Consider the following 13720-nt stretch of genomic DNA (forward strand, 5'->3'; position numbering starts at 1 on the left):
CCTATTCTTCAGCCGTGTAGGCGCGCAGGAACGCCGTTACGGCGCTTTCGACGCGCCGCTTGATCTCGGCCTGGGGCATTTCGCCGTCCATGCGCAGCAGCCGTCGCATGGCCCGGTGGCCGACCAGCATGCCGAAGAACTGCTCGGCTGCCAGAACCGGATCGGTGATCGCCAGCCGGCCGGCCACGGTCTCCCGATCCAGATAGGCAGCAAGGCGCGCGATGCCGCGACCCGGGCCATTGGCGTAGAAGGTCGGGCCCAGGGTGGGGAAGTTGGCCGTCGAAGATGCCAGCAGGCGCTGGAAGGCGACCGTGCGTTCGGAGGTGATCTTGGCCAGGAAGCTTTCTCCCAGCGTGGACAACACCTGGCGCGGCTGGGCATCCGGCGCCAGTTCGGCCAGGGCCTCGGTGATCTGATTCGAACTTTCCTGCACGATGGCGGCGAACAGATCGTCCTTGGAGGAAAACAGGTTATAGATCGTTTGGCGCGATACGCCGGCTTCGGCGGCGATGACATCCAGTCCGACGCCATAGCCATGTTTCAAGAACAGCCGAAGCGCCGTCTCGAGAATGGCGGTGCGCTTGGCGGGATCGGCCGGCCGGCCCCGGCGTGTGGTATCGACAGCGTGTGCCTTCAATGTCCACCTCCACCGGCCTGCTGCTGCTTGGGCCGCTGTGCGAATGCGACGGCAAGGGCGGCGGCAGCGAAGATCAGGCTCAGGATGAAAAATACATCGATGAAGCTCATGATGTAAGCTTGCCCCTGGACCTTGTTGCCAAGCATCTTGATGGCGACCTGCATCGGCTCGGCAGGCAGCCTGTCGCCGAACATACCGGCGATCTGGTCCATGTATTGCTGAACTTCCCAGCGGCCCGGGTTGATCGAGTCGACCAGGCGGTTCCAGTGAAACGCCGTCCGGTCGGTCATCACCGTGTTGATGCCGGCCAGACCGAAGGCGCCGCCGAGATTGCGCGTAAGATTGTACAATCCGCTGGCGTTCTTCAATTCATTTGGCGGCAGCGTGCCAAGCGCGATGACGTTGATCGGCACGATTGCGAACATCAGCGCCGCGCCGCGCATGATCTGCGGCCAGAGCAGCTCATCGAACTGCCAGTCGCCGGTCAGTCGGGTCATCGACCAGGTGGAGGCGGCGAGCAGGGCGAAGCCGAAAGCCAGTACCGGCCGGGGGTCGACCTTGCGGGCGAGGATGCCGGCAGCAGGGGCGGTCAGAAACTGCGTCATGCCGGTGACAAACATGATCTCGCCGATCTGCAGACTGTTCAGGCCGCGCACGCGCGCCAGGAATAGGGGGAGTAGGTAAACCAGACCGTAGAGGCCGATGCCCAATGTCAGGCTGAACAGGCAGCCGGTGGCAAAATTGCGGTTCCGGAACGCCTTCAGGTCGACGATCGGATTCTTCGACGTGAAACTGCGCCAGAAGAACAGGACGGCGCCGATTGCGGTTGCGATGGCGAAATTCCGGATGGTTTCGTCGTTGAACCAGTCATTGCGGGTGCCTTCTTCCAGCACATATTCCAGGCTGCCGAGGAACAGCGCCAGCGCTCCCAGGCCGACATAGTCGAACCCCTTGAACAGCGCATAATTCGGCTTGTCGATATCGACCAGGGCGCCGACGGTGAGGCAGACGAAGATGCCGGGGATGACATTGACCAGGAACAGCCAATGCCAGGACATGAGCTGGGTGAGATACCCGCCCAGGGTCGGGCCGACCGTCGGCGCCAGAGTCGCAACCAGGCCGATGATCACCGTTGCACTGGCCATCTTCTCGCGCGGGAAGATCATATAGGTGCTGGCGAACACGGTCGGGATCATGGCGCCGCCGAGAAAGCCCTGCAGCGCCCGCATCACGATCATGCTGTCGAGGCTGCTGGACATCGCGCAGCCGACGCTGGCCAATGTGAAGCTGGCGGCGGAGATGACGAAGAGCACGCGCGTCGACAGCAGCCGCGAGAGGTAGCCGCTGAACGGGATCATGATCACTTCGGCGATCAGGTAGGAGGTCTGAACCCAGGCGATCTCGTCCGCCGAAACGCTCAGGCCGGCCTGAATCTCCGACAGTGAGGACGACACGATCTGGATATCGAGGATCGCCATGAACATGCCGAAGACCATGGCGAAATAGCCGAACAGCAGGCCCTTCGTAAGAACCGGAGTCGGCATCGCCTGCGGAGCCGGCTGCGGCCTGGGCGCCGGTGCCGGCTCGGTCGGCAGCGCCTCGTCCACGCGGATTGCGGCATCGGCCATTGCGGAATCCCCCGCCTTTATGAACGGCTCGCCGTGGCTGTGTTGCGCGAGGAACTCGGCCAGGCAACGGCCGTACCCGGACTGCGCAAGTCGACATCCACCACCACCGACATGCCGGGAACCAGCATCGGCAGCGGGCCGGCATTGTCGGCGCGGTCGATGCGCAGCTTCACCGGAACACGCTGCACGATCTTGGTGAAGTTGCCGGTCGCATTGTCCGGCGGCAGCAGGCTGAATTTGGCGCCGCTGGCCGGTGCAAAGCTTTCGATCCGGCCACGCAGCACGTGGTTGGGAAACGCATCGACATGCAATTCCGCCAACTGGCCTTGCTTCATGTCGCGCAACTGGGTTTCCTTGAAATTGGCCACGACATAAAGATCGTCGACCGGCACGATGACCATGATCTGCGTGCCCGGCTTGACGTATTGGCCGACCTGGCCGGTGCGGTTGCCGATCACGCCGTCCACCGGCGCCCGGACCACGGTATTCTCCAGGTCAAGTTTCGCCGACGCCAGGTCGGCTTCGGCCTGGGCAACCTGTGCGACGGCCTGCTCGCGGTTGGCACGAAGCACGGCGATCTGGTTCTTTTGCAATGTCGTTGCCGCCAGCGTCCGGTCGACCGCAGCTTTCGCCTTGCGCTGATCCGCCAAAGCCATGTCCAGCTTCTGGTTGGAAACGAAATTGGCGGCGGCGAGCTGGCGATAGCGCTTCAAATCGTCATCGGCGCGCAGCAGGTCGGCCCGGGCACTGCGCCACTGGGCCTCGGCTTCGGCGATGGCGGCTTCCTGGGCGCCGATCTGGCGGTCGATGACCTCCAGCGCCGCGCGGCGGGTGGCAACGGCGGCCTCGGCCTGCGCGACCTTGGCCTTGTAGTCGCTGGGATCGATTTCGAAGAGGATGCTGCCGCTCTTGACCGGCTGATTGTCGTCGACCGCCACGCTGTCGATATAGCCGGTGACTTTCGGGGCAATCACCGTGATATCCGCTCCGACATAGGCATTGTCGGTGCTTACGATGAAGCGGGCGTAGCTCCACCAATACCAGGCGCCGTATGCCGCGCCGGCACAGGCCAGGAGGCCGAGAACGGAGAAGACGATTTTTTTCTTGGTCATGGCATGTCCCGAAGGGGCAGGATTTTCGCGATGACCTATAGAATTATTGGACGGCGGGGTCCATGAAATAGGAAGAGTCCGTGATCGAAATCACAGGGTTGGCAGTCCGAACACGACGCAGATCGCGGAAAACCGCTATATTTTCACGCCGATGGCGCCACGCAGGTCGGCGCCTTCCAGGTCGGCTCCCCGCAGATCGGCATTGGTGAGGTCGGCGTCCAGAAAGGAGCAATTGCGCAGATTGGCGCTGCGCAGGTCGGCGAGGGTGAGAATGGAGCGGTTGAAGACCGCCCCCTCAAGGTCGGCCCCCTGAAACTTTATTTGCGTCAGATTGCATTCCTGCAGGCTCGCCGCCTGCTTGCGGTGAATGGCGCCGGCAATGCTGACCGGGGACAGCCGGGCGCCGCGGAAATCGGCATTGGTCATGATCGCGCGGTCGAACTTGGCGCCCTGCAGGTTGCAGGTGGCGAAATTGGCGTTCAGCATCATCGCGCCGCGCAGATCGGCCAGCACGAAGCGCGAGCCGGAGAAATCGGTGTTGCGCAAGATCGCATAAGAGAAGTCGCCGGCCGAGAAGTTGATATTGGTAAGCTTCAGATCGGAAAGGTCGTAGCGGCTGAAATCGACGCGCATGCCCTGCTTGCCCAAGGTGTCGATCCAGGTGAGATGTTCGCGGACGATGAATTGCAGGGAGCGATCCAGGTTGTCCAGGCTGCGCGGCAGGATCGCCTTGGTCAGATCGGTATCGCGCAGATCGATCGGTCGGAAATAGGCCGCGGTCAGGTCGGCACCGTCGAAATTCGTCTCATTGAGCACGGCACCCGCCAGCACCGAGCCGTGCAGCACGCAATGGGAAAGGTTGGAGCCGGTCAGGTCGGCGCCGGTGAACAGGCAGCCGGACAGATTGGAGCCTGACAGGTCGGCGCCGTTCAGCTTTGCGTTGGAGAAATTGCAGTTGCTGAGGTCGGTATTGCGGCCGATCACCTTGCCGAGCCGTGCCGATGTCAGGTTGGCGCCGGCCATTTTGGCATTGTCTATCGAGGTCGCCCGTTTCAGCACGGCGATCAGGTTGCCGTCCTCGTCGGGCCGCAGCAGGACGCCGTCACGGATATCGGCATTGGTGAGATTGGCGGATTCCAGATTGGCGTTGCGCAGGTTGACGCCGCGCAGGTCCGCCTGGGTCAGGTCGGCGCGGCGAAAATCGGCGCCCTGAAGGTCGGCAGCGAAGAATGACGCACCGGCCAGAATGGAATGACTGAAATCGCCATAATTGATCTTGCTGCCGACGAAATCGGCGGAGCTCAGATCCTTGCCACTGAAATCCAGCCGCGATGCATCGCGGAAATGCAGCACCATCCGCTTGCCGCCCCGCACCCCGCGCACGTAATTGGCGTGGTCCTCGAACAATTCGTCGATCTCGTACTGGGCAATGACTTTGATGGGATTGTTCATGCGGGCGGTTTGATTGCGGGCAACGGCGTTACCCTAGCATAGAAAGCCTGGGTCACGACAAGTTCACGCCGGTGGCATTGGTGAAATCGGCACCGGTAAAGTCGGCATTGCGCAAGTCGGCGCCGGAGAGATCGGCGCCACGGAAACAGGCTCCGCGCAGGTTGGCGTCGCGCAGATCCGTGCCCATGAGAATCGAACGGGTGAAGTTCGCGCCTTCCAGATGGCTGGCCGAAAGATTCGCCTGGCTTAAATTCGCGTTCTCCAGATTGGCGTGCCACCGCTTGCTTTGCATGGACGAGATCGGCATCGGCGTCAATTTGGCCCCCCGGAAGTTGGTCCCGATCAGGTTGGCACCGGCAAATTTGACACCACGCAAATCTGCGCCGGAGAAGTTCGAGTTCAGCAGCATGGCATCGCTGAAGTCGGTCATAGTCAGCGAGGCGCCGCTGAAATCGGCCTCGACCAGGGTGGCCTGTACGAACAGGGCGGCGGACAGATCAATCAGCGGCAGTTTCACGCCGGACATGTCAATGCGGCTGAAATCGGCGCGCCGGCCTTTCGCACCCAAAGTATCCGTCCAGGCAAGATGCTCGCGCAATATGATCTGCAGCGGCTGGTCCAAATCGGCGATTGCCTTCGGCAGAAGGGCGCCGTTCAGACGGGCATCCCGCATTTCCGATTGGCGGAAAAATGCGCCGGCGAGATCCGCGCCATCGAAGCAGGTGCCATTCAGCAATGAGCCGGCCAGCACCGCACCCGAAAGGCTGCATCCGCTCAGGTTGGTATTCGTGAGGTCGGCGCCGACGAAAATGGCGCCCCGCAGATCGGAATTCGACAGATCGGCATCGACCAGCTTGGCATTGGCCAGATTGGCATGGCTGAGATCGGCCTGCTGACTGAGGATGCGCCCCAGTTTGGCGCCGACCAGCTTGGAATGGGTCATCTGCGCCTTTTCGGTCACGGCGCCGCCCACGGCTATGGGCACCAGATTGCCGGTTTCATCGGGCTTGAGCAGGCGGCCGTCGCGCAGATCGGCTCCGGAAAGGTCGGCAAATTCCAGATTCGCACCCCGCAGGATGGCACCGCGTAAGTCGGCCCGGACCAGATCCGCCGAGGCGAAGTCGGCCCCCTCGAGATCCGCTCCATAGAAATTGGCGCCGCTCAGCTTGGCAAATTTGAAGATACAGCCCCGGAAGCGGCCGCCGACCAGATTGGCTTCGCGCAGGTCCCGGTTGGCGAAATTCAGCCCGGATGCGTCGCGGAACTGCAAATTGAGGCGGCTGCCGCCGCGCATGCCCCGGGCAAAGCGTTCCTGGCTGACCAGCAGCGGATCGAGTTCCTGTTGCCTTACCGTATCGTTGGGCATAACGGCATATGATCACGGCAGCCGGCCGGACGCCAGTGCTCGTATTCCGGGTACAGCGGGGGCGTACTCGCTGGGGACAGGGTAGGTCTTACGAAGGCTTGCCTTTTCAAGGGGAACCCGCTAAAAGCCGCCCGTTCAAACCCACACGCAGGCTTACGCAGCCCAGGGGAGACATCCCTCGGCGGCGTTCCGGTGTCCGACCCTCCCAGGAGGCGGACGTGCCTGCGGCGGCCCAACCGGAGAAGGATCGAGAGATGACCCTGCCGACATTTACCATGCGTCAGCTCATTGAGGCTGGCGTCCATTTCGGCCACCAGACCCATCGGTGGAACCCGAAGATGAAGCCGTTCCTCTATGGGGAGCGCAACAATATCCATATCATCGACTTGCAGCAGAGCGTGCCTTTGCTGCATCGCGCCTTGCAGGCGGTGCGCGACACCGTGGCCGGCGGCGGCCGGGTGCTGTTCGTCGGTACCAAGCGCCAGGCCTCCGAGGCGATTGCCGAGGCGGCTCGCAAATGCGGCCAGTTCTATGTCAATCACCGCTGGCTCGGCGGCATGCTCACCAACTGGAAGACGATTTCCCAGTCGATCAAGCGGCTGAAGGAGCTGGAAGAGCTGCTGTCCTCCGAGCAGAACACCGCTGGCCTGACCAAGAAGGAAGTGCTGAATCTCACCCGTGAGCGCGAGAAGCTCGATCGGGCGCTGGGCGGCATCAAGGATATGGGCGGTCTTCCGGACATCATGATCGTGATCGATACGGTCAAGGAAGACATCGCCATTGCCGAGGCCCGGACGCTGAATATCCCGGTCGTGGCGATCCTGGACTCCAATTCGGACCCGCAGGGTATCACCTATCCGGTGCCGGGCAATGACGACGCGCTGCGCGCGATCAACCTGTACTGCGACCTGTTCTCTCTGGCCATCCTGGGCGGTATCGAAGAGCAGCTTGCGGCCAGCGGGGCTGATCTCGGCGCCGCCGAGGAAATGCCGGCCGAAGCTCTGCCTGAGGCTGGTGCGGAAGGCAGCGAAGCCGCGGCTCAGGCTTAAGCCGAATGAACCTGGTCGCGGCGCCCCCTCGTTTTGCGACGGGGCGCCGCAGCCGTTTCCGTGACCGGATGACGACCGGTTCACGATTTGCTGAATGAAAGGGACGAACATGGCTGAGATCACTGCGGCCCTGGTGAAGGAGCTCCGCGAGAAGACCGGCGCTGGCATGATGGATTGCAAGAAGGCGCTGGCGGAGAGCGGCGGCGACCTGGATGCAGCTGTCGATTGGCTGCGCAAGAAAGGCCTTTCGGCTGCGGCCAAGAAGGCGGGCCGCGTGGCGGCCGAGGGGCTGGTGGCGGTCGCCGTCAAGGGCGGCAAGGGCGCCATTGTCGAGGTGAATGCCGAAACCGACTTCGTGGCTCGCAATCCGCAGTTCCAGGCCCTCGCGGCCGGCATCGCCAATGTGGCGTTGACGACGGGAGACGACCTGGCCAAGCTGGAAGCTGCGCCTTTCCCGGATACCGGCCGTACGGTCAAGGACGAGGTGACGCAGGCGATCGCCACGATCGGCGAGAATATGACCCTGCGCCGCGCCAAGACGCTGAATGTCGATGGCGGTGTCGTCGTCGCCTATGTCCACAGTGCTTTGGCCGAAGGCCTTGGCAAGCTGGGCGTTCTCGTCGGTCTGAAGTCGACCGGCAAGCGCGAGGTGCTGGAGCAGTTCGGCAAGCAGATGGCCATGCATGTCGCTGCCGCCAATCCGCAGTCGACCAGCATCAAGGACCTGGACCAGGCAGCCGTCGAGCGTGAGCGCGCCGTTCTGACCGAACAGGCTGCCGGCTCGGGCAAGCCGGCCGAGATCGTCGCCAAGATGGTAGAAGGACGTATCCGCAAGTTCTATCAGGAAGTCGTCCTGCTCGAGCAGACCTTCGTGATCGACGGCGAGACGCCGGTCGGCAAGGCGGTCGAGAAGGCCGCCAAGGACGCCGGCGCCCCCATCGAGATCACCGGCTTCGTCCGCTTCCAGCTGGGCGAGGGAATTGACAAGAAGGCGGACGATTTCGCCGCCGAAGTCGCCAAGATGGCCGGCTAAAAAAGACGAAAGGAGGGGGGGCTCCGGCCCCCCTTTCTACGTCCAAAATGATGAAGCACGGCTTGGGCGTGGTATAAGTTCCGCCACCAGAATCGTTGCGCCGGTCCCATGCCGATCGGCGCCATGCTGCGCCGAGGATTTCATGGCCATCAAATATCGCCGCGTTCTGCTGAAATGCTCGGGAGAAGCCCTGATGGGGCCGACCCCTTACGGGATCGATTTCGAAACGGTCGATCGCATTACAGCCGAGGTAAGATCGGTTCACGCCCTGGGCGCCCAGGTCAGCCTGGTCATTGGCGGCGGCAACATCTTCCGGGGCGTGGCCGGCGCAACCCGCGGAATGCAGCGGGCGTCGGCCGATTACATGGGCATGCTGGCCACCGTCATAAATGCCTTGGCTGTTCAGCACGCTCTGGAGTCGCACGGCGTCGCAACCCGGGTGATGTCCGCCATCCGCATGGACACCGTCTGCGAGCCGTATATCCGCCGGCGCGCCATCCGCCATCTGGAAAAAGGCCGGGTGGTGATTTTCGCCGCCGGAACGGGAAATCCGTTCTTCACCACCGATACGGCGGCAGCGCTGCGGGCGGCGGAAATGGGCTGCGATGCGCTGCTCAAGGGTACCCAGGTGGACGGCGTCTACAGCGACGATCCGAAAAAGAATCCGCAGGCCACCCGGTATGAGACGTTAACCTATATGGACGTCCTGCAGCGGGACCTGAAGGTGATGGATGCGTCGGCGGTCAGCCTGGCAAGGGAAAACAAGATCCCGATTCTGGTGTTTTCCTTGCACGAACCGGGTGGCTTCGCCAAAGTGCTGGCCGGCGATGGCCGCTGCACCATCATTCAGGATGTGTAAGCGTCAGCTGGCCAATTTATTGACATAATTAGAGAAATACTGAGTTTACGGGAGAGGACAAGTGGCCGAACCGGATATCGACGACATTGAGCGGCGGATGAACAAGGCAGTCGAGGTGCTGCGGCATGAATATGCCGGGCTGCGGACGGGCCGGGCATCGATAAGCATGCTTGATCCGGTTCGCGTCGACGTCTATGGCAGCACCATGCCGATCAACCAGGTTGGCACCGTCAGCGTGCCCGAACCGCGCATGATCAGCATCCAGGTCTGGGACAAGGCCAATGTGAAGGCGGTCGAAAAAGCCATTGTCTCCAGCGGCCTGGGGCTTAATCCGCAAGCGGATGGTCAGCTCATCCGCATCCCGATCCCGGAATTGAACGAGCAGCGGCGCAAGGAATTGACCAAGGTGGCCGGCCAGTATGCCGAGCAGGCGAGGGTGGCTGTTCGCGGCGTCCGCCGGGACGGAATGGACAGCCTCAAGAAGCTCGAAAAGGACGGGGACCTCGGTGAGGACGATGCCAAGATGTGGCATGACGAGATTCAGCGCCTGACGGACGAGTCGATCAAAAAGATAGACGACATGCTGGCGCAGAAGACCAAGGAGATCCTGCAGGTCTGATCATGTCGCAACCGATCGCTTCGCCTGCTGTTGCGCTTGCGCCGCCGCGCCACGTCGCCATCATCATGGATGGCAATGGGCGCTGGGCGAAAGCGCGCGGCTTGCCGCGCAACCTGGGGCATCGGCAAGGCGTGGATGCCGTGCGCGAGGTGGTGCGGGCCTGCAAGCGGCTCGGGATCGAATATCTGACGCTGTACGCATTTTCCTCGGAGAACTGGAAGCGGCCGCAGAGCGAAGTCGCCGGTCTGATGGATTTGCTGCGGCTGTATATCCGGCGCGAACTCGATGAATTGGCGCGGAATGGTGTCAGCATTCGCGTCATCGGCAATCGCAGCCGCCTTGCGCCAGATATCGTCGCCTTGATCGCCGAGGCGGAAGCAAAGACCCGCGACAACCGGACGCTGACCCTGGTGATAGCTCTCAGCTATGGCGGACAGGACGAGATCGTCGATGCCTGCCGGCGGATCGCAGAGCGGGTCGCAGCAGGTGCCCTGCGGCCGGAAGACGTCGATACGAATGTTGTTGCCAGCCATCTGCAGACGGTCGGCATTCCTGATCCGGACCTCGTCATCCGGACCAGCGGCGAGCAGCGGCTATCCAATTTCCTGCTCTGGCAATCGGCGTATAGCGAATTGATCTTTGTCGATAAGTTATGGCCGGATTTTTCGGCGCAGGATCTTGCCGATGCAGTCGGCGAGTTCCAGCGCCGTGACCGGCGCTATGGCGGCAGCGGTGCCTGAAACCCAGAATCCGGCGAAAGCAAGTGCATTAAAGCTTCGGATCCTTTCCGCAGCCGTTCTGCTCCCCCTCGCCATAGTCGCCACATGGATTGGCGCCTGGCCTTTCGCGGCGCTGGTTTTCCTTGCCAGCATTCTGATGCTGCATGAATGGCTTCACCTGCCGGGGCGATACGACAAGAGCGTCCTGATCATCGGCAGCCTCGGCCTTGCGGGCGGCCTTCTGCTGGTGATGCTCAAGCATCATAATTTCGCCATGGGCTTCCTGTTGCTCTGCGCGGTGGCGGTGGGCGTTTATGTCCGGCATCGGTTTATCTGGCATGCCGTCGGACTGGTGTATGTCGGATTGCCGTGCCTGCTGCTGCTATGGCTGCGAGAAGATTCGATCCAGGGACGCCACCTCGTGTTCTGGGTGCTCTGCGTCATCTGGGCGACCGATACCGGCGCTTATTTTGCCGGCCGGGCGATCGGCGGGCCGAAGCTGATTCCGAGGATCAGCCCGAACAAGACCTGGGCCGGGTTGGCCGGGGGAATGGCCGCGGCCGCGCTTGTCGGCTGGGGGATTGCCCGGTTCGATCCGGATTGGCCGGCAGGTATTCTGGCGGCTCTCGGCGCCGTCGTCGCCGTGACGGCTCAGGCCGGTGATTTCTTCGAATCCGGCGTCAAGCGGCATTTCGGCGTCAAGGACGCCGGCACACTCATTCCGGGACATGGCGGCGCGCTGGATCGCCTCGACGGATTGCTGTTCGCCGTACCCTTTGTGACGGTATGCTATCTGTTCTGGCAGGGGCAGCTTTGGCCATGATATCGGATAGCGATACGCGTCGCGTTACCGTTTTGGGATCGACCGGGTCAATCGGACGCTCCACGGTGGATCTGCTGCTGCGCGAGCCGGAGCGTTTTCCGGTCGAGGCTCTGACCGCCCAGAGCAATGTCGCGCTTTTGGCCGAGCAGGCGCGTGCGCTCGATGCGAAGCTTGCCGTGATCGGCGATGACTCGTTGCTGCCCGAGCTGAAGGCGCGCTTGGCCGGCAGCGGCGTCGAAGCGGCGGCAGGGGCCAAGGCCATTGTCGAGGCGGCCGACCGTCCCGCCGATTGGGTCATGGCCGCGATCGTAGGGGCGGCTGGATTGGGGCCGACCCTGGCCGCGATCCGGCGCGGCGCGGTGATTGCGCTGGCCAACAAGGAATCCCTGGTCTGCGCGGGGGCTTTGGTGATGCGCGAGGCGGCCTTGCACGGTGCCACCCTGCTGCCGGTCGATTCCGAGCATAACGCCATTTTCCAGGTCTTCGATTTCCAGGCTGCCGGCAGCGTGGACCGGGTGATCCTGACGGCTTCTGGGGGGCCGTTCCGCACCCTCAGCCTGGGGGAGATGCGCGAAGTCACCCCAGCGCAGGCCATTGCCCATCCGGTTTGGAGCATGGGGGCCAAGATTTCCGTCGATTCGGCCACGCTGATGAACAAGGGGCTGGAGCTGATCGAAGCCAGTTTCCTGTTCCCCGTGCCGGAGGAGCGCCTCGATGTGCTCATTCATCCGCAATCGGTCGTGCATAGCATGGTCTGCTATGTCGATGGGTCGGTGCTGGCGCAACTCGGCACCCCGGATATGCGGACGCCCATTGCGGTTACCCTGGCCTGGCCGCGCCGGATGCCGACACCCGCGGCCCGGCTCGATCTGGCCGCTATCGCCAAATTGACCTTCGAAGTGCCTGATTCCGCTAGATTTCCGGCCCTGAACCTGGCCCGGCAGGCCTTGCAAACGGGAGGCGCGGCCCCTACAATTTTAAATGCCGCCAACGAGGTCGCGGTGGAGGCTTTTCTGAATGGCCGGATCGGGTTCCTCGACATTACGCGGATCGTCGAGCAGACGCTGACCCGCGCGCCGTCGGGGGTATCGCTGAATAGCCTCGACGCGGTGCGCGAAGCGGATAACCAGGCGAGGCGTTACGCAGCGCAGCTGATCGACCCGGCCGCAGATGACCGGGTGGTGCAGATGCAAACAAGAGGACGAGGCCGCGCATAGGATGCCGGCAGTCGAGGTGCTATGGATTTCATCACCAATCTCGCTGGATACGTCATCCCCTTCGTCATCGTCCTGACCATCATCGTTTTTGTCCACGAACTGGGGCATTACTGGGTGGCCCGCCGCTGCGGCGTCCGGGTCGAGGTTTTTTCCATCGGGTTTGGCCCGGAACTGTTCGGCTGGAATGATCGCCATGGCACGCGCTGGAAGGTCAGCGCCATTCCACTTGGCGGCTTCGTCAAGTTTTTCGGCGATGCGGATGCAAGTTCCGGAGCGGACGATGCGGCCATTGCCGCAATGAGCGACGCCGACAAGAAGGTGTCCTTTCATCACCAGCGGCTACCGGCGCGTTCAGCCATTGTCGTGGCCGGGCCGGTGGCCAATTTCATTTTCGCGATCCTGGTCTACGCGGCGCTGTTCAGCCTGGTTGGCCAGCCCTTTACGCCGCCGGTCGTCGGCAGTGTTGTCGAGGGCGGTGCCGCCGCTGCCGCTGGATTGAAGCCGGGTGACCGGATTTTGAGGGCGGATGATACGACCATAGAGCGGTTTGAAGATCTGCGGGCCTATGTGGCCCTACGCGCCGAAACGCCGATCCAGTTCCATATCCGGCGCGACGACCGGGAGATCGATGTCACCGTCGTTCCGAAGCGCGTCGATGTGCCGGATGGGATGGGGGGCAGCCAGCGCGTTGGCCAGATCGGGATTCGGACGGCGAACGTGGAATTCGTGCGCCGCGACCCGGTGACTGCGGTCGTTCAGGCCGGCCACGAGACCTGGCAGGTCGTGGCCAATACCTTCACCTATCTTTCGCGGATCGTCCAAGGCCGGGAATCGGGTGATCAGCTCAGTGGGCCTCTCGGCATCGCCAAGATGTCCGGTGACGTGGCGCGGGCGAGCTGGCTTGGCCTGGTGTCCCTGATGGCGACCCTTTCGGTGGCCATCGGTCTGATCAACCTGTTCCCGGTGCCGATGCTGGATGGCGGCCATTTGCTGTTTTATGGCATCGAGGCACTGCGCGGCCGGCCATTGGGCGAACGCGCTCAGGAATACGGTTTCCGCATTGGTTTTGCCCTGGTGCTTTCCCTCTTTCTGTTTGCCACGTGGAACGACCTGAATCGCCTGCCAATTTTTAATTTCCTGACTGGGCTTTTCTCGTGAAACGGGCTAAGTGAGGGGCGGTCGACGGCGGTTATTAAGGGGGATTTT

At 62.5% G+C, this 13720-nt stretch carries 13 protein-coding genes; 8 read left to right on the forward strand and 5 right to left on the reverse strand.

The window, feature by feature from the left end:
- Window position 1 precedes the first annotated feature (1 nt).
- From VF194_RS02585 to VF194_RS02605, 5 genes are all read right to left on the reverse strand, one after another.
- Entirely contained in the window at window positions 2-637 is a 636-nt protein-coding gene (locus tag VF194_RS02585; RefSeq protein ID WP_330887728.1) for a TetR/AcrR family transcriptional regulator, read from the reverse strand.
- On the reverse strand, window positions 634-2265 hold the full coding sequence (locus VF194_RS02590; protein WP_330887730.1) for a DHA2 family efflux MFS transporter permease subunit: 1632 nt from the start codon (window positions 2263-2265) through the stop codon (window positions 634-636). Before VF194_RS02590 ends, VF194_RS02585 begins: the two co-directional genes overlap by 4 nt.
- Before the next feature lie 17 nt (window positions 2266-2282).
- Window positions 2283-3377 (reverse strand): HlyD family secretion protein, encoded by a 1095-nt coding sequence (locus VF194_RS02595; RefSeq protein WP_330887732.1) that lies wholly within the window; start codon window positions 3375-3377, stop codon window positions 2283-2285.
- 135 nt (window positions 3378-3512) lie between these two features.
- The gene (locus VF194_RS02600) at window positions 3513-4829 is read right to left on the reverse strand and encodes a pentapeptide repeat-containing protein (protein ID WP_330887734.1); all 1317 of its coding nucleotides are present in this window, start codon (window positions 4827-4829) and stop codon (window positions 3513-3515) included.
- Window positions 4830-4881: 52 nt separating this feature from the next.
- Window positions 4882-6195, reverse strand: coding sequence for a pentapeptide repeat-containing protein (locus VF194_RS02605; protein WP_330887736.1), 1314 nt, complete (start codon window positions 6193-6195; stop codon window positions 4882-4884).
- 254 nt (window positions 6196-6449) lie between these two features.
- Between VF194_RS02605 and rpsB the strand changes: the two genes are divergently transcribed.
- From rpsB to rseP, 8 genes are all read left to right on the forward strand, one after another.
- Window positions 6450-7244, forward strand: coding sequence for a 30S ribosomal protein S2 (rpsB, locus tag VF194_RS02610; protein WP_330887739.1), 795 nt, complete (start codon window positions 6450-6452; stop codon window positions 7242-7244).
- Window positions 7245-7353: 109 nt separating this feature from the next.
- On the forward strand, window positions 7354-8277 hold the full coding sequence (tsf, locus tag VF194_RS02615; protein ID WP_330887741.1) for a translation elongation factor Ts: 924 nt from the start codon (window positions 7354-7356) through the stop codon (window positions 8275-8277).
- 142 nt (window positions 8278-8419) lie between these two features.
- Window positions 8420-9136: a UMP kinase gene (gene pyrH, locus VF194_RS02620; protein WP_330887743.1), complete on the forward strand. Its 717-nt coding sequence runs from the start codon at window positions 8420-8422 to the stop codon at window positions 9134-9136.
- 61 nt (window positions 9137-9197) lie between these two features.
- Window positions 9198-9755, forward strand: coding sequence for a ribosome recycling factor (gene frr, locus VF194_RS02625; protein WP_414656068.1), 558 nt, complete (start codon window positions 9198-9200; stop codon window positions 9753-9755).
- Between the two features lie 2 nt (window positions 9756-9757).
- On the forward strand, window positions 9758-10495 hold the full coding sequence (locus tag VF194_RS02630; protein WP_330887745.1) for an isoprenyl transferase: 738 nt from the start codon (window positions 9758-9760) through the stop codon (window positions 10493-10495).
- Window positions 10476-11297 carry a phosphatidate cytidylyltransferase gene (locus tag VF194_RS02635; protein WP_330887779.1) on the forward strand — a complete coding sequence of 274 codons (822 nt, stop codon included), beginning with the start codon at window positions 10476-10478 and terminating at the stop codon, window positions 11295-11297. The genes VF194_RS02630 and VF194_RS02635 overlap by 20 nt, the downstream gene beginning before the upstream one ends.
- Window positions 11294-12514 carry a 1-deoxy-D-xylulose-5-phosphate reductoisomerase gene (locus VF194_RS02640; protein ID WP_330887747.1) on the forward strand — a complete coding sequence of 407 codons (1221 nt, stop codon included), beginning with the start codon at window positions 11294-11296 and terminating at the stop codon, window positions 12512-12514. The genes VF194_RS02635 and VF194_RS02640 overlap by 4 nt, the downstream gene beginning before the upstream one ends.
- Before the next feature lie 21 nt (window positions 12515-12535).
- Complete coding sequence (gene rseP / locus VF194_RS02645) at window positions 12536-13672, forward strand: RIP metalloprotease RseP (protein WP_330887749.1); 1137 nt, start codon at window positions 12536-12538, stop codon at window positions 13670-13672.
- Window positions 13673-13720: the final 48 nt, after the last annotated feature.

Source organism: Ferrovibrio sp., assembly GCF_036381655.1.
Taxonomy (GTDB): domain Bacteria; phylum Pseudomonadota; class Alphaproteobacteria; order Ferrovibrionales; family Ferrovibrionaceae; genus Ferrovibrio.